Origin of the sequence: Aminobacter sp. J44 (assembly GCF_007829415.1) — a bacterium.
Lineage (GTDB): Bacteria > Pseudomonadota > Alphaproteobacteria > Rhizobiales > Rhizobiaceae > Aerobium.
The window spans coordinates 96,839-112,966 of record NZ_VLJG01000007.1 but is presented as its reverse complement, the minus strand read 5'-3'; the positions used below and the strand labels follow the sequence as shown (position 1 = coordinate 112,966).

General features: G+C 63.5%; 15 protein-coding genes and 1 pseudogene. 8 read left to right on the top strand and 8 right to left on the bottom strand.

The features are described from left to right. Positions 1 to 190: 190 nt before the first annotated feature. On the bottom strand, positions 191 to 1,075 hold the full coding sequence (locus L610_RS04255) for a LysR substrate-binding domain-containing protein (RefSeq protein ID WP_024850005.1): 885 nt from the start codon (positions 1,073 to 1,075) through the stop codon (positions 191 to 193). A gap of 93 nt (positions 1,076 to 1,168) precedes the next feature. Here L610_RS04255 and psrA point away from each other — a divergent pair, with 93 nt between their 5' ends. The 5 genes from psrA (at position 1,169) to phnE (L610_RS04230) (ending at position 5,764) form a co-directional block, all read left to right on the top strand. Further along, the gene (psrA, locus tag L610_RS04250; RefSeq protein WP_024850004.1) at positions 1,169 to 2,290 is read left to right on the top strand and encodes an iron-containing alcohol dehydrogenase PsrA; all 1,122 of its coding nucleotides are present in this window, start codon (positions 1,169 to 1,171) and stop codon (positions 2,288 to 2,290) included. A 62-nt stretch (positions 2,291 to 2,352) separates the two neighbouring features. Continuing rightward, positions 2,353 to 3,267 (top strand): phosphate/phosphite/phosphonate ABC transporter substrate-binding protein, encoded by a 915-nt coding sequence (locus tag L610_RS04245; RefSeq protein WP_034331163.1) that lies wholly within the window; start codon positions 2,353 to 2,355, stop codon positions 3,265 to 3,267. A gap of 65 nt (positions 3,268 to 3,332) precedes the next feature. Beyond that, positions 3,333 to 4,085, top strand: coding sequence for a phosphonate ABC transporter ATP-binding protein (gene phnC, locus L610_RS04240; protein WP_024850002.1), 753 nt, complete (start codon positions 3,333 to 3,335; stop codon positions 4,083 to 4,085). After that, positions 4,085 to 4,909, top strand: coding sequence for a phosphonate ABC transporter, permease protein PhnE (gene phnE / locus L610_RS04235; RefSeq protein WP_024850001.1), 825 nt, complete (start codon positions 4,085 to 4,087; stop codon positions 4,907 to 4,909). Before phnC ends, phnE (L610_RS04235) begins: the two co-directional genes overlap by 1 nt. A gap of 12 nt (positions 4,910 to 4,921) precedes the next feature. Then, entirely contained in the window at positions 4,922 to 5,764 is an 843-nt protein-coding gene (phnE, locus tag L610_RS04230) for a phosphonate ABC transporter, permease protein PhnE (RefSeq protein ID WP_210245992.1), read from the top strand. Positions 5,765 to 5,955: 191 nt separating this feature from the next. Here phnE (L610_RS04230) and L610_RS04225 read toward each other — a convergent pair. The 6 genes and pseudogenes from L610_RS04225 to L610_RS04200 form a co-directional block, all read right to left on the bottom strand. Beyond that, a pseudogene (locus L610_RS04225) lies at positions 5,956 to 6,891 on the bottom strand (aldehyde dehydrogenase family protein); the annotation flags it as partial. 113 nt (positions 6,892 to 7,004) lie between these two features. Beyond that, a complete protein-coding gene (locus L610_RS04220) occupies positions 7,005 to 8,198 on the bottom strand; it encodes a 2-aminoethylphosphonate--pyruvate transaminase (RefSeq protein WP_024849285.1) in 1,194 nt (397 codons plus the stop codon). Between the two features lie 229 nt (positions 8,199 to 8,427). Continuing rightward, the gene (locus L610_RS04215; RefSeq protein ID WP_144702707.1) at positions 8,428 to 10,143 is read right to left on the bottom strand and encodes a putative 2-aminoethylphosphonate ABC transporter permease subunit; all 1,716 of its coding nucleotides are present in this window, start codon (positions 10,141 to 10,143) and stop codon (positions 8,428 to 8,430) included. After that, positions 10,140 to 11,267, bottom strand: a complete 1,128-nt coding sequence (locus tag L610_RS04210) for a putative 2-aminoethylphosphonate ABC transporter ATP-binding protein (RefSeq protein WP_024849287.1) — start codon at positions 11,265 to 11,267, stop codon at positions 10,140 to 10,142. Before L610_RS04210 ends, L610_RS04215 begins: the two co-directional genes overlap by 4 nt. Before the next feature lie 187 nt (positions 11,268 to 11,454). Then, positions 11,455 to 12,483, bottom strand: a complete 1,029-nt coding sequence (locus L610_RS04205) for a putative 2-aminoethylphosphonate ABC transporter substrate-binding protein (protein WP_034330607.1) — start codon at positions 12,481 to 12,483, stop codon at positions 11,455 to 11,457. Between the two features lie 342 nt (positions 12,484 to 12,825). Further along, positions 12,826 to 13,017, bottom strand: coding sequence for a DUF1192 domain-containing protein (locus L610_RS04200; protein ID WP_024849289.1), 192 nt, complete (start codon positions 13,015 to 13,017; stop codon positions 12,826 to 12,828). Positions 13,018 to 13,099: 82 nt separating this feature from the next. On the opposite strand from L610_RS04200, the gene L610_RS04195 reads away from it, so the two are divergent. The 3 genes from L610_RS04195 to L610_RS04185 all read left to right on the top strand — a co-directional run bounded on the left by L610_RS04195 (position 13,100) and on the right by L610_RS04185 (position 15,349). After that, entirely contained in the window at positions 13,100 to 14,095 is a 996-nt protein-coding gene (locus L610_RS04195) for an NAD(P)H-quinone oxidoreductase (protein ID WP_371712948.1), read from the top strand. A gap of 13 nt (positions 14,096 to 14,108) precedes the next feature. Next, positions 14,109 to 14,531 (top strand): GFA family protein, encoded by a 423-nt coding sequence (locus tag L610_RS04190; protein ID WP_024849291.1) that lies wholly within the window; start codon positions 14,109 to 14,111, stop codon positions 14,529 to 14,531. Positions 14,532 to 14,659: 128 nt separating this feature from the next. After that, a complete protein-coding gene (locus L610_RS04185) occupies positions 14,660 to 15,349 on the top strand; it encodes a DUF1013 domain-containing protein (protein ID WP_024849292.1) in 690 nt (229 codons plus the stop codon). A gap of 3 nt (positions 15,350 to 15,352) precedes the next feature. Here L610_RS04185 and L610_RS04180 read toward each other — a convergent pair whose 3' ends face one another. Beyond that, the gene (locus L610_RS04180; protein WP_144702704.1) at positions 15,353 to 16,042 is read right to left on the bottom strand and encodes a YafY family protein; all 690 of its coding nucleotides are present in this window, start codon (positions 16,040 to 16,042) and stop codon (positions 15,353 to 15,355) included. Positions 16,043 to 16,128 lie beyond the last annotated feature (86 nt).

Here is a 16,128-nt window from a genome sequence, read left to right as displayed (position 1 = left end):
TCGCAGCCGTCAAGGCAGATCGCAATCGCGCAGACGCGCGGCCATGAATAGTCCCGGCCATTGGCAGTGACGCTGACGGGAGTGTGCTGGTTCATATCCTCAGCCTCGAATTGCTTCTTCGAGCAGTAGCCTAACGAGGCGAGCACCCATTCGCCAAATCGTTATTCTGGATGCTTCCTATTGAAGTAGACTATGGGTCGAGCGCGATGTTCTTCCCAAGGACTGAGCGGAAGAAGGCGGCAATGCGCGGCGCCTGGCGCCGCTCCTGCAGGCAGGCGAGCCGGTACTCGGTGCGCACGTCGGCATCGGCAAAACGGATCGTGGTAAGGCGGGGATGCGGCACAAACTCGAAGTCGGCGACGACGCCGATGCCGAGCCCGCGCTCGACCGCCTTCCAGATTCCCTCGCGGCTGCCAATCTCGAGGAACGGGCGGATCTCGACATTCGCGGCCTCGGCCGCCTGCGCCAGCGCGCGCCGGGTGGTCGAACCGGTCTCGCGCAGGATCAGCCGCTGCGTGGCAAGCTCGCCGATCTTCACCGTGTCCCGTCCGGCCCAGGGATGGTCGGTATCGACGAAGACGACGACCTCGTGGGTACTGAAGGGGATCGAGAAAACGCGCGGATCATCAATAACATGGGCGAGGATGGCGACGTCCGCTTCCAGTTCGAGGATCCGCTGCAGCGTCTGGTCGGAATTGCCGAGCAGCATCGACACGTTGATCTGCGGATAGTCCTGCAGGAAGCGCGCGACCATTTCGGTGGCGTGGAACGGGCCGACAGCGGCGACCCGCAGCGCGCCGATCGTCATGTGGCCGCTGTTCTGCAGAAGCTCGCTCGCCTCTTCGTGCAGGCGCATGATGCGGCGGCTGATCTCGTAGAGCGCGGCGCCCGTATCGGTGAGCTCGACGCGCCGGCCGCGCCGCACCAGAAGCTCGACACCGTAGCGTTCTTCAAGGTCGCGTACCTGCGTCGTCACAGTCGGCTGGCTGATGTTCAGCGCCTGCGCGGCCGCAGTAAAGCCGCCGTTTTCGGCGACTGCATTGAAGGAGCGGAGGTGGGTGAAAACTATAGACACGGTCTATGCTAATCACACAGGATTTGTATTAGTCAATGGACCGAATGTCGGCGACCTTTCTGCACCTGAATGAAAACAACTCAGGAAAGTGTCGTGTGGTCTTATCGCAACCCAGTCGATGTTCGTTTCGGTCAGGGAAGCTTCTCCGAGCTCTGCAACCTGATTTCAGGCCGCAGCTATGCGCTGGTCACCTACGGTGAGCCCTATTTCCGCGGGCTGACCGAGGAGCTGGCGAAGCGCGCAGGTGAGCCGGTGCTGATCATCGACGACATTGCGCCCAATCCGGACATCGACCACCTGCGGCACCAGACGGCACGCTTTACCGGGCTTAAGACGGCGCCGGAGGTGATCGTCGCGCTCGGCGGCGGCTCGGTGATCGACTCGGCCAAGGTGTTTGCCGCCGCGCGCGGCAACTTCGACGCGATGGAGGCGTATCTCAAGAAGCGCGCAAGTGCCGACACAATCAATCCCTGGCCGCTGATCGCCGTGCCGACGACTGCGGGGACCGGCAGCGAGGTAACCTGCTGGGGCACGGTCTGGGACAACGCGAACGGCGTGAAATATTCGCTCGCCCATCCCGCGCTCTATCCGCAATATGCGCTGGTCGATCCCGCGCTGATGATCGGCAAGTCGAAGGACCTGACGATCCAGACTGGCCTCGACGCCCTCTCCCACTCGCTCGAAAGCCTCTGGAACCGCAACGCCAACCCCGTGTCGATGGCGCATGCAGTGGCCGCCGCGCGCGGCGTACTGTCGACGCTGCCCGCTCTCGCGGGCGACCTGCGCAACCCGCAGTTGCGCGAGCGCATGGCGCGGGCGGCCACGCTGGCCGGTTTTGCCTTCTCCAACACCAAGACGGCAATTGCCCATTCGCTTTCCTATCCGATCACCCTGCGCCACGGTGTGCCGCATGGCATTGCCTGTTCGTTCAGCCTCCCAATGATCATCCGCAGCGTCGCCGGCCATGGCGGCATTTGCGAGGAGGGCCTGCGCGCGATTTTCGGGTGCGATGCGGCTGGCGCGGCAGAACGCCTTGAGACAACCCTCTCGAAACTTGGGGTTGCGACGGATTATCGTCACTATGGAATTGAGGAAGCCGAGTGGCGGGAACTGATCGAAAGCGCCTTCGAGGGAGAGCGCGGACAGAACTTCATCGGTGAGCGGCAGGAACTGCTGGTCGCTGCCGGGCTGGAGGAAAAGGCATCGGCCGCATAGGGGAGCGGCCGGGAGGAGAAGCCGAACAATAGCCCCCGACTTTTGTCATCATGGAGGAGAAGATGAAGTCGCTGAGGAAATTTGCTGCCACGCTTGCGGCAGCGACCGCCGTCGCAGGTATTTCTGCCCACGCTTATGCCCAGGAATGCGTTGATCCCGGCCAGCTGGTGTTCTCGATCATCCCGACCGAGGAGACCACGCAGGAGCTCGACATCTACCAGCCGCTTTTGAAGGCGATGAAGGAGAAGACCGGCAAGAGCATCGAGTTCTTCATGCCGACCTCCTACGCCTCGGTGATCGAGGGCATGGTGAATGGCTGGGTGCATGTGGGCGTGCACGGCCCGAACTCCTACGTGCTGGCGCACGAAAAGGACCCGAAGCTCGAAGTCTTCGCTACTTACACCAAGACCAAGGGCCACTTCCAGGAGGAAGGCCCGGGCTACCGCGCGGTGCTGCTTGTTGGCGCTGAGTCCAAGTTCGACAGCATCGATTCCCTCAAGGGCACCGTCGTCGGCCTTGCCGATCCGGCCAGCACCTCCGGAAACCTGATGCCGCGCATGGTGTTCGGCGAGGTGGTCAAGACCGGCCCGGAAATCGAACAGTACTTCTCGCGCGTCGTCTATACCGGTGGCCATGACCAGTCGGCGCTTGCCGTGAAGGAAGGACGCGTCGACAGCGCCTTCGTCGCCACCCACCGCCTCGACAACGTCATCGACCGCGAGCTGGCCAAGCCTTCGGACTTCCGCGTCCTCTGGGAATCCGACATCATTCCGCAGGACCCGATGGTCTATCGCAACGATCTTTGCGAGCCGATCAAGGCCGCGATCCGGGAGTCCTTCCTGACGCTGCACGAGAATCCCGACGCCAAACCGCTGTTCGACGGCATCAAGTCGACGAAGTTCGTGCCGATGGAGGACAAGGACTACGACATCATCCGCATGCTGGTCGAAGCTGAGAAGGCGGCGGAAGGCAAGTGAGACACGAACGGAATTTCGCGGAAGGCCGGGAGGAGAACGGCCTTCCGGCGGAAAGGGAGAGACCGGTGCCGGTACTGGAAGTTCGCAATCTCAAGGTAAGCTACTCGGCGAGCGGGCCTCAGATCCTCAAGGGCATTGATTTTGCCGTCGACGGCGACGACTTCTGCGCCGTCATTGGCCCATCCGGCGCCGGCAAGTCGACGCTGATCCGCTGCGTTAACCGGTTGGTCGAGGCAAGCGACGGCGACATCATCCTGTTCGGCCAGGATGTGCGCAAGCTGAACGGCGGCGAGCTGCGCCGGATGCGCCGGCGGATCGGCATGATCTTCCAGGAGTTCAACCTGGTGAATCGCATGTCGGTGATGGACAACGTGCTGTCCGGCCGGCTCGGCTATACTGGCGCGTTCCGCAGCCTCTTCAAGGTGTTTCCGCGCGAGGATATCGAGCGGGCGCTGGAGCTGCTCGAGCGTGTCGGCCTGCAGGACCATGTCGACAAGCGCGCGGACGAACTGTCCGGCGGCCAGCGCCAGCGTGTCGGCATCGCCCGCGCGCTCATGCAGAAGCCGGAAATCCTGCTCCTCGACGAGCCGACCTCCGCGCTCGACCCAAAAATCTCGCGCGACGTAATGCGCCTGATCAAGGAGCTGGCGCGCGAGTTCCGGGTGCCGGTGCTGTGCAACATTCACGACGTGCAGCTGGCCCTGGAAACCTGCAACCGCATCATCGGCCTGCAGGACGGTTACAAGAAGTTCGACGGGCCGGCCGAGGGCATGCGCAAGCAGGACCTCGACGAAATCTATGCGATGGAGGTGCTGTGATGGTTGCCGCCGTCGGGCTTCAGGGCGCGCCGTATCTTTCCTATGTCGAGCGCAAGCGCCGGCGCCGGGTCAATAACTGGGTGATCGCCGCGTGCATCGCCGTCGTACTGGGCTGGTGCATCTGGGACACCGTAATGGTGGACACTGACTGGGCGCGCATGGGCGGCGCGCTCGGCATCATTGGCACGCTCGAGCGCTTCTTCTGGATCGACTGGGGGCTGGTCCCCTCGCTGATCGTACCGGCGCTCGAGACGATGATGATGGCGACGCTTGGCACGCTGCTCGGCTGCGTCTTCTCGCTGCCGGTCGCCTGGTTCGGCGCCTACAACGTCACACCAAACCGCTACATCTTCTATCCGCTCGGCCGCTTCCTGATGGTGCTGTCGCGCTCGATCCACGAGATCATCTGGGCGCTCTTGTTCGTCGGCGCTGTCGGCCTCGGCGCGCTGCCCGGCATCCTCGCGGTCGCCATGCGCTCGGTCGGCTTCATCTCGAAGATCACGGCGGAAGCCATTGAGAACATCGACCCCAAGCCGGTCGAAGCGATCCGCGCCGTCGGCGGCAACCAGTTCCAGGTCATGTATTACGGCATCCTGCCGCAGATCCTGCCGGTGGTGATCGGCACGATCATCTTCGAATGGGACATCAACATTCGCCGCTCCGCAATCATGGGACTGGTCGGCGCGGGTGGTCTCGGCCTCGTCTTCTTCCGGCAGATGGCGATGTTCAACTATGGCGGCGTCACGCTGGTGGTGCTGGCGGTGCTGGTGCTGATCGCCATTGGCGAGGTCATCTCCCACTATGCCCGCAAGGCCGTGATCTAGGAGGAGGCGCAGATGACAGCCATTTCAGCTGACGGTCACATGCCCGCCCCGGTTCGCAGGTGGTCGCGCTACAAGCATCCGCGCTCGACAATCCGCTTTGCGGTTCTGATCGCGGTGCTTGCCTTCCTGTCGTGGTCAATCGCTTTCCTCAACATTGACCTCTACCGCATCATCGGCGCTTTCCCGCGGCTGTGGGAGATTTTGGCCMCCCGCTACTTCCCGCCGGACATCGACTATGTTCTCGATGACAGCTTCCTGCATTCGGTGCTGCGCACGATCGAGATGTCGCTGCTGGGCGGCTTCTTCGGCGTGGTCCTAGCGATCCCGCTTGCCTGGATGGCGGCGCGCAACATCACCATCAGCCGCCGCATCGCCTATCCGCTCGGTCGCTTCGCCATCATGGGCAGCCGCTCGATTCACGAGACGATCTGGACGATCCTGTTCGTCACCGTGCTCGGTTTCGGCATGCTGGCGGGCACACTCGCGCTCACCGTGTTCTGCGTCGGCTTCGCCGGCAAGCTGTTCGCTGACGAGCTCGAGGCGATCGACATGGGCCCGGTTGAGGCGCTGCGTTCGGTGGGAGCGAGCAACCTGCAGGTGTTCCAGTATGCGGTGCTGCCGCAGATCCGCGTCGCTTTCACCGGCATTGCGATCTACACTTGGGACGTCGCCTTCCGCGCGGCGACCGTGGTCGGCTTTTTCGGCGGCGGCGGCATGGGCTGGTATCTCAAGCGTACGACGCAGCAGCTCGAAAACACCCGCGTCGCGGCCATCCTGCTCACCATCATCGTCCTCGTGCTGCTTGCCGAACTCGCATCCGGCTGGCTGCGCCACAGGATCGCAAAGATGCGCTGACCTCCCTGCGCGGCAACCCGAGGCACGGCCGGTTCTCCACCACCGCCCGTGCCTCGGTCCATTTCGGTCCCCACAAGAAGGCAGCTCAACCGGGCGGCGGCAGCCGCGCGATGTTTGCCGGACGCAAAAGCGCAAAACGCAGGCGGGKTTTTAGCGCTTCCAGCGACGTCTCATGATGGGTGGCGATCCGTTCAGATCGCCGAGCAGATGTACTTCATCTCGAGATATTCCTCGATGCCGTACTTCGAGCCCTCGCGGCCGAGGCCGGATTGCTTSACGCCGCCGAAGGGCGACATCTCGTTSGAGATSAGGCCGGTGTTGTGGCCGACCATGCCGTATTCGAGGCCTTCGGAAACACGTACCGCGCGGGCGTGGTCCCTGGTGTAGAAATAGGCGGCAAGGCCGTAGATCGTGTCGTTGGCAAGCGCCACGACTTCGTCCTCGGTGTCGAAGGCAAAGAGCGGGGCGAGCGGGCCAAAAGTCTCCTCGCGGGTCACCGCCATGTCGGAGGTAACGCCGGTGAGAACCGCCGGCTGCAGCATCAGGCCGCCAAGGCGCTTGCCGCCGGCAACGAGCTTCGCGCCCTTCGACACCGCATCCTCGATGTGGGCCTCGACCTTCTGGATCGCCTTTTCCTCGATCATCGGGCCGATCTCGGTGCCGGCCTCAAGGCCATTGCCGACCTTGAGCGCTTCAACGCGGGCGGCGAGCTTTGCCGCAAAGGCGTCATAGACGCCGCGCTGGACATAGATGCGGTTGGCGCACACGCAGGTCTGGCCCGCGTTGCGGAACTTTGCGATCATCGCGCCATCGACGGCGGCGTCCAGATCGGCATCGTCGAAGACGATGAACGGCGCATTGCCGCCAAGTTCGAGCGACAGCCGTTTGATGGTCGAAGCGCTCTGCTCCATCAGCACGCGGCCGACCTCGGTCGAGCCGGTGAAGGAAAGCTTGCGCACGGTTTCGGAGTCGGTCAGCACCTTGCCGATGACGCGGCTSGAACCCGTCACGAACTGCAGCACGCCCGCAGGAATGCCAGCGCGCTCGGCCAAAACGCCAAGGGCAAGGGCGGTAAGCGGGGTGAGGTCCGCCGGGCGCACGATCATGGTGCAGCCTGCGGCCNTCGCAGCCGTCAAGGCAGATCGCAATCGCGCAGACGCGCGGCCATGAATAGTCCCGGCCATTGGCAGTGACGCTGACGGGAGTGTGCTGGTTCATTGAAAAGTCTCCTAAAAAATTCTCAGGCGGCAAGGCGCGAACGTTCGGCGAGCGCGGCAGCCGGCGGGGCGGCGGTGGCGACCCCCATTTCTTCGAGCGACTGCTTGGCGGCAGCAACCACGCGGCGCATGACATGCTCGTCCATGCGGCCGATGCAGCCGATGCGGAACGAATCCACGACAGTCAACTTGCCCGGATAGATGATGAAGCCCTTTTCCTTCATCAGCTCGTAGAAGCGGCTGAACTCGAATTTCTCGTCCGCCGGGCAGAAGAAGGTGACGATGATCGGCGACAGCCAGCGGTCGTCGAGCAGGGTCTCGAAGCCGAGCTCGCGCATGCCGGCGACCATCACGTCGCGATTGCGGGCGTAGCGGGCGCCGCGACCGGCCACCCCGCCTTCAGCCTTGTGGGTCTTCAGCGCTTCGAGGAAAGCGGCCACGACATGCGTCGGCGGCGTGAAGCGCCACTGGCCGGTCTTTTCCATTGCCGCCCACTGCGCGTGGATGTCGAGCGACAGCGAGTGGCTGTTCCCCTTGGCGGCCTCAAGCGCCGACTTCTTGGCGATGACGAAGCCGAAGCCAGGCACGCCCTCGATGCACTTGTTGGCGGACGAGACCATTGCCTCGAACGGGATCTTGCTGACCTCAAGCGGAACGGCGCCGAACGCGCTCATCGAGTCGATCAGCAGCTTGCGGCCGCGCGCGAAGGTGGCTTCGGCGATTTCCGGAACCGGGTTGAGAATGCCCGAGCTCGTCTCGCAATGGATCGCAAGCACGTGGGTGATCGCCGGGTCGGCGTCGAGCGCGGCACCCACCTCATCGCCACGCGGCGGCAGGTAATCGCCCTTGTCGATCAGCGTATAGGCGCGGCCGAGATACTCCATCGTCTGCGCGGCGCGCAGGCCGTAGGCGCCGTTGGCGAGCACGAGGACCTTGCCATCCTTCGGCACGAAGGTGCCAAGCATCGATTCGACGCAGTAGGAGCCCGAGCCCTGCATGGGAACGCAGTCGTACTCGCCGTTCTTGTCGTCGATCAGCTCAAGCAGCCCAGTGCGCAGGGCCTTGGTCATGGCGCGGAAATCGCCGTCCCACGAGCCCCAATCCTTCAGCATCGCCTGCTTCACTTCCCAGGAGGTGGTAAGCGGGCCAGGCGTCAGCAGGAACGGCTCGCCAAGACGCGGATCTTCAAAGGCTGATGCAGCTGCATCGTTCGACATTTTCCAGAACCTCCGGGAACGGTATTTGAGGCGACACTGATGCGCCCCAGATCATATGTACAATCGTTAATTCCTATTGGACCTAACGATTTTTCCGATTAACTATCCGCCTGTGCGGATTGCTCGTCCGCAGATGCGGGAAGCCGCCGCAGGGACGGAGTAATCTCCGTCCCGCAGTCCCGTCTGGGCGTAAATTTTTCCCCAACAAGGCGAGGGCGTTGAACCGCCCTCAGCGCTGGCGCCAGGCCTGCAGGCGTCCGAACACGAACCGGTCGAGCACGATGTGCAGCGCCTTCACGCCGATGGCCGTTCCGACAAGCAGCGTCGCCATCGCCGCGGCGCCCGCGATGAAGCCTGCCTCGTCCATGTGAACGATCGAGATTGAGGCGAGCTTGGTGCCGGCGCCATAGAGGAAGATCACTGCCGAGACGGTCGTCAGCGCGTTGACGAACATGTAGACGGCCACGTCCAGGATCGCTGGCATGCAGATCGGCACCGTCACGCGCCTGAAGGTGCGCCAGAACGGCACCTTGAGCGACGCGGACACCGCCTCGAACTCGCGGTCGATCTGCTTCAGCGCCGTCAGGCAGGTGATGTGCGAGACGGTGTAGAAGTGCGTCACCGTGTTGATCACCAGGATCGCCAGCGTCGCATAGAGGAAGTTGAGCGGATTCCACGGCGCATTGAAGAAGAAGATGTAGCCGAGGCCGAGCACCAGTCCCGGCACCGCCACCGGCATCATCGCCAGGAAGTGCGCGAACGCGCGCATGACAGGCGAGGCCTGCGTCTTCTCGATCAGATACGCGCCGGTGAAGATGATCGCCGTGCCGATTATCGCCGTCAGCGCCGCCATCTGCAGAGAGGTAAAGTAGGGAGCCCAGCCCATCGGCTCGTAGCGCTGGAAGTTGTAGTTGTTCAGCGTGAGACTGAGATTGTACGGCCAGTATTTGATGAACGACGCCCAGATCGCGATGCCGAGCGCGACGGCCAGCAGCAGGCCGACGAACAGGCAATAGGCGGTGAAGCCGAGATCGCGCCGCGACGACGGCTTCGGCTGGTAGGGCACCGCGCGCGCCGAAAGCAGCGCCACCTGACGGCGGTTGGTCGCTCGATCGACCACGAAGGCGAGGATCGCCGGCACCAGCAGGATCATGCCGACAACCGCGCCCATCTCGAAATTCTGCTGGCCGACCACAGCACGATAAACGTCAGTTGCGAGCACGTTGAACTGGCCGCCGATCACCTTCGGGATACCGAAGTCGGTGATGACGAGGGTAAAGACCACGAAAGCGGCGCTGATGAGACCGTAGCGCGCACCCGGCAGCGTCACGGTGAAGAAGATGCGGCGCTTCGGCGTGCCCAGCGCATCGGCAACCTCATAGAGGCGGCCGTCAGAGATGCTGAGCGCGGTGACGAGGATCAGCATCGCGTGCGGGAAGGTGTAGGTCACCTGCGAGATGACGATGCCGATCGGGCCATAGATCGAATGCCCGAACAACAGGCCCTTGGCGAAGCCCTGGTTGCCGAAGATGTAGACCAGCGACAGCGCCGACATCAACGACGGCGCAAACAGCGGCAAGAGCGCCAGCGCGTAGAAGAACGGCTTGGCCGGCATGCAGGTGCGCGTCAGCGCATAGGCATAGGTAAAGGCGAGCGGTATGACGATCGCCGTCGACAGAACCGCGACCCAGACGCTGTTGAACAGCGAGTCCATCAGGATCGGGTTCGAGAAATAGGCGCCGAAATTGGCAAGGCCGACGAACTGCCCCGCGGCGTTCAGAAACGCCTTCGACAACAACGCCCACAGCGGCAGCACAATGCCGACAACGAGCGCAAGGCAGAGGACTAGCAGCAGGCCGTTTGCTATCCGCTCCTCGCTGAGGAGGCGGCGTGCCGGACGTGCGGCAACCGCCGTGGCATGTTCAGGCGACGCGGCGATGCTCATGCCGCGACCTCCTGCGCATGCGCCTCACCGTTCGGGAAGACGCGCAGCGCCTCGGGCGGCAGCGCCACCCAGATTTTCTGGCCGCGCTCGACCGCGAGGTCGCGCATCAGGTTGGCGGAGAAATCGGCAAAGAGCGGCGTCTTCACGCCGGCAATTCCGAGCTTGGCGCGGCAGAACGCGCCCATGAATTCGAGCTCCTCGACCTCGGCGTGCAGTGCGTTGACGTCATCGGGGCTGACGTTGCGCACGCGCACCTCTTCGGGGCGCAGACCAACCGAAACCGGACTGCCGGGCAAGAAGCCGCGGCAGTCGTCGCACGCGACGTTGATGCCCGCGAAGCTGACCTTGCCCTTCTCGAACAGCGTGCCGTGGAAGAAGTTCATCTTGCCGACGAAATCTGCCACGAAGGCGGTCGCCGGCCGGCGGTAGATCTCGTTGGGCGTGCCGATCTGCTCGATGACACCGTGGTTCATCACCACGATGCGGTCGGCCATGGTGAGCGCCTCTTCCTGGTCGTGCGTCACCATGATAGTGGTCACGCCAAGGCGCCGCTGCAGGTCGCAGATCTGCTCGCGAAGGTGCAAACGCACGCGCGCATCGAGTGCCGACAGCGGCTCATCGAGAAGGAGCAGGCCCGGCGAGGTTGCGAGCGCACGGGCGAGCGCCACGCGCTGCTGCTGGCCGCCGGAAAGCTGGATCGGAAATTTCTTGCCCTGGTCGGGCAGGCCAACAAGCGCGAGCAACGAGGAAACGCGCGTTTCGATCTCGGCCCGCGGCGTGCGGCGGTTGACGAGGCCATAGGCGATGTTGTCGGCGACTGTCAGGTTCGGGAACAGCGCATAGGACTGGAAGACGATGCCGAAATCCCGTTCGGAAGGCGGCGCATTGGAGACATCGACTCCGCCGATCTCGATACTGCCTTGATCCTGCCGGTCGAGGCCGGCAATGGCCCGCAGCAGCGTCGTCTTCCCGCAGCCCGAGGGGCCAAGGAAGCAGACAAACTCTCCGCTCGCCACATCGAGGTCGATGCCATGCAGCGCCGTAAAGGCGCCGAACCTCTTGAAAAGGCCGCGAACTCGCAGCGACGAGGAGCGAACACTGGGGTCTTTGGACGGGATATTCAAACTTCTCTCCTGACGGGCACGATAGTTCCGAGGAAAGGCGCATTTTGAGCGCCTAGCCCGCGCCGCAGGTCACTTCGAACAACCGCATCGGGGTGGCACGAAGGAGAGGCGGCTGGCGTTGGCTCGCCCCCGTGTGGGGCCGGAGCAGCAGGCAGCCCGGAGGCTGCCCGCGGGACGGACCGGTCCGTCAGTTCTTCGGAGCCGCCTTGGACTCGTAGCGCTTGCTCCACTCGGCGAGGATGCGCTCGCGGTTCGCAGCCATCCAGGCGAAGTCGTTGTCGATCAGCTTCGCTTCCATGTTCTCCGGATAGCCGTCCGGAGTGTTCTGCACCTCAGGATGAGCAACGACTGCATAAGTCTGCGAGTAGACCTCGTTGGCTTCCTTCGAGGCGCCCCAGTCCGCGACCTTCTTAGCGAGATCGAGGTTCTTCGAGCCCTTCACGATCGCCGTCGCTTCCATTTCCCAGCCGGAGCCTTCTTCCGGAACGACGATCTCCAGCGGCGCGCCCTGCGAACGCTCGTAGACGCCGCGCATGTCGAGGGCGATACCAGCGACGCGCTCGCCGCGGGCAGCCTGGACGCAAGGAGCCGAACCGGAGTGGAGGTAGGCCGCAATGTTCTCATGCAGGCCGTCCATGAACTTCCAGCCCTCTTCCTCGCCCATCATCTGCAGCCAGCCGCCCACCATCAGGTAGCCGGTGCCGGACGAGGCCGGGTGCGGCATGACGATCTTGTCCTTGAACTCGGGCTTCAGCAGATCCTTCCACGAGGTCGGCTGCGCGATGCCTGCGCCCTCAGCTTCGGCGCTGTTGAAGCAGACGACGCCGACATAGGCGTCCATCCCGGTCCAGGTCGGGGCGTCGCGACGGTCGCGGAACTTTTCGCGCAGGCCATCCTGGGCGGCCGGCTTGTAGCTTTCGAGCAGGCCCTTTTCGTCGAACATCAGCAGGCTCGACAGTGCGAGGCCGAGCACCATGTCGGCCTGGGGATTCTCTGCCTCGGCAAGGAAACGGGCGGTGATGACGCCGGTGGAGTCGCGGACCCAGACGACCTCGACTTCCGGCACGGCAGCTTCGATCGCCTGCTTGAACGGCTCAAGCTGGTCGTTTTCGACTGCGGTGTAAATCGTGAGTGGTGTGCGCTGCTGCGCCTCGGCCATGCCGGTGACTGCAAGCGCAACGGCGGCCGCAAGACCGGCCTTAAACAGTGATCTCATGCGTAGTGCTCCCTCTTCTTTACGCCGCCGGTTCCATGCGACGGCCATGCCCTTGTCGTTTTGCGCATCACTGCGCTCCGATGTGTCCTGTTACACGTCAGCGCGTCGGCCTCCCATCTGACCGACGGCCAAAGTCTTTTCACTCTCCTTGATGTGTGTAGATGACGGCCGTGTGAAGGCGATTGCCAGCGACAGAGCCATACCATGCGGACCTGTTCATTTCCGGCATCCAACTTCCTTCGACCGAGCCTTGTCTTTCCGACCGTAGGTGCAACCCAGACATTTGAATAATCGATAATTTTAATGCACCTGAAAGTCTACCTTATATACTGATCTTGCCGATCAGCGTCGGAACAAGGACTCCGCGGCGAGCCTGCTGCTTCCCTTGCTGACAAGCTCTGCTTCGAGGCGCTTCACCTCCGCCTTGAGCTGTTCGATGCGCTCGCGCAGTTCATCTACCGAGAGCAATGAAAGGTCCTGCCCGATCTCGTGGACCTTCTTCGGCCTCAAGGGTTCATCATCGAACAGTGCCATTTTGAACTCCTTCAATTGCCCTGGCGGAAACAAGTCTACATAAGGACCACAATGAAGGAAACGCAGGGATGAGGTGGCAGAGATGATTCCCGAGGTGATGACCGCGATTGCCATCAGCGAGCCGGGCAACCCGTTGGTGCTGAAGCCCGAACGGCGGCCGGTGCCGCAGCCGGGCGAAGGCGAGATCCTGATCCGGGTCCGCGCCGCCGGCGTCAACCGGCCGGACGTCCTGCAGCGCAAGGGCGCCTACCCGCCGCCGCCCGGCGCATCCGACCTTCCGGGTCTGGAAGCCGCTGGTGAAGTCGCTGCGGTCGGCAACGGCGTCACCCGCTGGCGCGTCGGCGACGGTGTTGCTGCACTCACGGCTGGCGGCGGCTATGCCGAATATGTCGTCGTCCACGAAACCAATGCGCTGCCGATCCCGCACGGATTTACTTTCACCGAAGCGGCAGCAATCCCGGAGACCTTCTTCACCGTCTGGCACAACGTCTTCCAGCGCGGCGGGCTGAAGGCGGGCGAGGACTTTCTCGTCCACGGCGGCTCGTCCGGCATCGGCACCACCGCGATCCAGCTCGCCAACGCCTTCGGCGCGCGGGTCTTCACAACGGCGGGGAGCGAGGAGAAGTGCCTCGCCTGCGTCAGCCTCGGCGCCACCCGCGCCATCAACTACCGGGAGGAAGATTTCGTCCGCGTCGTCAAGGAGGAGACCGGCGGCAAGGGCGTCGAGGTAATCCTCGACATGGTTGGTGGCGATTATGTCGACCGCAACTACCACGCCGCCGCCGTCGAGGGCCGCATCGTCCAGATCGCCACGCTTGGCGGTGCCAAGGCCACCGCCGACATCTCGCGGCTGATGGTCAAGCGCCTCACCCATACCGGCTCGACGCTGCGGCCCCGCTCGGTCGAGTTCAAGGCGAAGATCGCCGCCGAACTCGAGGCGAAGGTCTGGCCGCTGCTTGCCGCCCGCAAGGTGCAGCCGGTCATGGACATGATCTTCCCGCTCACCGAGGCCTGGCGCGCGCACGAGCGCATGGAGGAAGGCGAGCACATCGGCAAGATCGTGCTCGACGTATTCTGAGAGGAAAGAAGCAATGACCACCTACAACGGCGCGTGCCACTGCGGTGCGGTGCGCTTCCGCACGAAACTCAAGAACGGTCTTGCCAGCGCGCGCCGTTGCAACTGCTCGCTGTGCCGCATGCGCGGGGCGATCGCCGTGGGTGCGGCTCGCGACGAGTTCGAGATCGTCGAGGGGGCTGAGCAGCTATCCACCTACACCTTCAACACCGGCACCGCGCAGCACTATTTCTGCTCGCAGTGCGGCATCTACACCCATCACCTTCGTCGTTCGAACCAGAATGAGTACGGCGTCAATGTCGCGTGCCTGGAAGGCATAAGCCCGTTCGATTTCGAGGAAGTACTGGTCATAGACGGGATCAACCACCCGGCCGACGACAAGGAGCAAAAGGGCCCGCGCATAGCCGGAACGCTGCACTTTGTGCGTAACGACGGGTAACTCGGCTTTTCTGCCGCTTTTCGTTGCGGACGGAACAAAATGCCGCTATATGCGTCACTGATTTCCCATAAATTGGTGGCTTGCCACCGCCCGCGACAGGGACGCGGGCGAACGAGAGGATTTATCCTATGGCCAACACACTGCTGATGCCGAAGGCGACCGCCGTCTGGCTGGTTGACAACACGGCACTGTCGTTCGACCAGATCGCCACCTTCTGCAAGCTGCATCCGCTTGAGGTCAAGGCTATCGCCGATGGTGAAGCCGCGCAGGGCATCAAGGGTCTCGATCCGATCATCACCGGTCAGCTGACGCGTGAGGAGATTGCCCGCGGCGAAGCGGACACGAACTACCGCCTCAAGCTGTCCGACCCGAAGGTTCGCGTGCCGGAGTCGAAGCGCCGCACGCCGCGCTACACGCCACTGTCGAAGCGCCAGGACCGCCCGAACGCGATCCTGTGGCTGGTCAAGAACCATCCGGAGCTCAAGGACGCGCAGATCTCGCGCCTCGTCGGCACGACCAAGTCTACGATCGAGCAGATCCGCAACCGCAGCCACTGGAACTCGGCCAACCTGGTTCCGATGGATCCGGTCACGCTTGGCCTGTGCTCGCAGATCGACCTTGATCTCGAAGTCCAGCGTGCGTCGCGCGGCCTGCCGCCGGCACCGCCGACCGGCGACACCCTGCTGCCCGCCTCGATGACGGAAGATCTCGACATCAACGAGAACCAGGAAGACGAAGAACTGGACGCAGATGCCGTCTTCGCGAAGCTGTCCTCGCTGAAGTCGACCCGTCAGGACGAGGACGAAGACGAGGAGTAATCCTCACGCGTTGCCGCGCGCTTCCCAGCAGCGGTAGAAATCGGCAAGTTGCTTGCCCCTCTCGGGCCGGAACGTCCGGCCCGCAGACTTTGCTTCCGAAATGCGGTCCAGCCTGAACGCGCGAAAATCGTTGCGCATTTCGCACCAGGCGACCAGCGTCCACACCTTCCCCCAGAACCAGAGCCCGAGCGGGCGAACGTCGCGGATGGTCGAGTTGCCGGCTTCGTCCCGGTAGTCGAGCGTCAGCACGTCGCGCGTTTCGATGGCGCGCTCGAGCATGTCGACCAGCTTGCGCTCGGCCTCACTCACCACCCAGTCGGGCATGTGGATCTCGGTGCGCGCAATCCGGGCCTTTTCAGGTTCCGGCAATACGGCGCCGATCTTCACCAGCGCTTCCTCCGCCGCGCGCGCCATCTGCGCGCCGCCGAAGGCGCGCACCATGCGTGCGCCCGCAACGAGGGCGACGATCTCGTCGCGGGTGAACATCAGCGGCGGGAGTTCAAAGCCCTCGCGCATCAGGTAGCCGACGCCGGCCTCGCCGTCGATCGGCACGCCTGTCGCCTGCAGATCGGCGATGTCGCGATAGATTGTGCGCTCGGAGACCTCGAGCCGCTCCCCGAGCATACGCGCCGTCACAAGGCGCCCGCCGCGCAGGTGCTGGACGATCTGGAACAGGCGATCTGCGCGTCGCATGGCAAAGGGTCCTCGAGAAGGATTTCGGGGGCACTATGCCAGCATCCTCCTGACACCATTCTGTCAGGAGGACGGCAGGAGGAAAA

What these genes read in the sequence shown, in the direction of transcription:
- L610_RS04195 (WP_371712948.1), top strand. Translation starts at nt 13,100, where the DNA reads ATGATTCCCGAGGTGATGACCGCGATTGCCATCAGCGAGCCGGGCAAC.
- L610_RS04245 (WP_034331163.1), top strand. Translation starts at nt 2,353, where the DNA reads ATGAAGTCGCTGAGGAAATTTGCTGCCACGCTTGCGGCAGCGACCGCC.
- L610_RS04180 (WP_144702704.1), bottom strand. Translation starts at nt 16,042, where the DNA reads ATGCGACGCGCAGATCGCCTGTTCCAGATCGTCCAGCACCTGCGCGGC.
- L610_RS04205 (WP_034330607.1), bottom strand. Translation starts at nt 12,483, where the DNA reads ATGAGATCACTGTTTAAGGCCGGTCTTGCGGCCGCCGTTGCGCTTGCA.
- L610_RS04200 (WP_024849289.1), bottom strand. Translation starts at nt 13,017, where the DNA reads ATGGCACTGTTCGATGATGAACCCTTGAGGCCGAAGAAGGTCCACGAG.
- L610_RS04185 (WP_024849292.1), top strand. Translation starts at nt 14,660, where the DNA reads ATGGCCAACACACTGCTGATGCCGAAGGCGACCGCCGTCTGGCTGGTT.
- L610_RS04220 (WP_024849285.1), bottom strand. Translation starts at nt 8,198, where the DNA reads ATGTCGAACGATGCAGCTGCATCAGCCTTTGAAGATCCGCGTCTTGGC.
- L610_RS04215 (WP_144702707.1), bottom strand. Translation starts at nt 10,143, where the DNA reads ATGAGCATCGCCGCGTCGCCTGAACATGCCACGGCGGTTGCCGCACGT.
- L610_RS04190 (WP_024849291.1), top strand. Translation starts at nt 14,109, where the DNA reads ATGACCACCTACAACGGCGCGTGCCACTGCGGTGCGGTGCGCTTCCGC.
- phnE (WP_024850001.1), top strand. Translation starts at nt 4,085, where the DNA reads ATGGTTGCCGCCGTCGGGCTTCAGGGCGCGCCGTATCTTTCCTATGTC.